This is a genomic window from Nocardioides sp. YR527, assembly GCF_900101045.1.
Lineage (GTDB): Bacteria > Actinomycetota > Actinomycetes > Propionibacteriales > Nocardioidaceae > Nocardioides.
Map to the genome: position 1 here is coordinate 1 of NZ_FNFN01000022.1, position 1,259 is coordinate 1,259.

A 1,259-nucleotide genomic window follows, 5' to 3' on the forward strand; every position below is an offset into this window, starting at 1 on the left:
GGCGGCGCGACGCCGGCGGAGTCCTACCTCTCCATCGAGAAGATCCTCGAGGTCGCCGCCCAGTCGGGGGCGGACTCGGTCCACCCCGGCTACGGGTTCTTGGCCGAGAACGCCGACTTCGCCACCGCGGTGATCGAGGCGGGTCTGACCTGGATCGGTCCCTCACCTGAGGCCATCGACGCCCTGGGTGACAAGGCCAAGGCCAAGCAGATCGCTTTGAAGGCCGGGGCGCCGTTGGCGCCGGGCCTCAAGGACCCGGTCAAGGACGCCTCCGAGATCACCGCGTTCGCCCAAGAACACGGCCTCCCGGTCGCGATCAAGGCCGTCTTCGGGGGCGGTGGCCGCGGCCTGAAGGTCGCCCGCACCCTCGAAGAGATCCCCGACCTCTACGAATCCGCGGTCCGCGAAGCCGTGGGCGCGTTCGGTCGCGGTGAGTGTCTGGTGGAGAAGTTCCTCGACAAGCCCCGCCACGTCGAGACCCAGTGCCTGGCCGATACCCACGGCAACGTGGTCGTGGTCTCCACCCGCGACTGCTCCCTGCAGCGCCGCCACCAGAAACTGGTCGAGGAAGCCCCCGCCCCGTTCCTGTCCGAGGAACAGACCAAACGCCTCTACGAGTCCTCCAAGGCCATCTTGCGCGAAGCCGGCTACGTCGGCGCCGGAACCTGTGAGTTCCTGGTCGCCGCCGATGGCACCATCTCCTTCCTCGAGGTCAACACCCGCCTCCAGGTCGAACACTGCGTCTCCGAAGAGGTCACCGGCCTCGACCTCGTGCGCGAGATGTTCCGCATCGCCGCCGGTGAAGAGCTCGGCTACGACGACCCCGAGATCCGCGGCCACTCCATCGAATACCGCATCAACGCCGAAGACGGCGGCAACAACTTCATGCCCGCCCCCGGCACCCTGACCGAATGGGCACCACCGGCCGGACCCGGGGTACGTCTGGACGGCGGCTATGAGAAGGGCGAGACCATCCCCGGCGCCTTCGACTCCCTGATCGCCAAGCTGATCATCACCGGCCGCGACCGCACCCAGGCACTCGAACGCTCACGCCGCGCCCTGGCCGAGTTCCAGGTCGACGGTATGCCCACCGCGATCCCCTTCCACCAGGCCGTGGTCAACGACCCCGCCTACACCGCCCAGAACGGCTCCTTCGAGGTCTACACCACCTGGATCGAAACCGACTTCGACAACCAGATCACCCCCTACGCCGGCGGTCTGGGCGAGGCCGAAGAGGCCCTCGAGCGGCAGACCGTGGT

The 1,259-nt window shown here is 67.9% G+C and carries 1 protein-coding gene; it reads left to right on the forward strand.

What is annotated here, in order from left to right:
• Nucleotides 1-1,259 (forward strand): acetyl-CoA carboxylase biotin carboxylase subunit (locus tag BLT25_RS29355; RefSeq protein ID WP_091053339.1); only part of this gene is annotated, 1,259 nt, incomplete at both ends.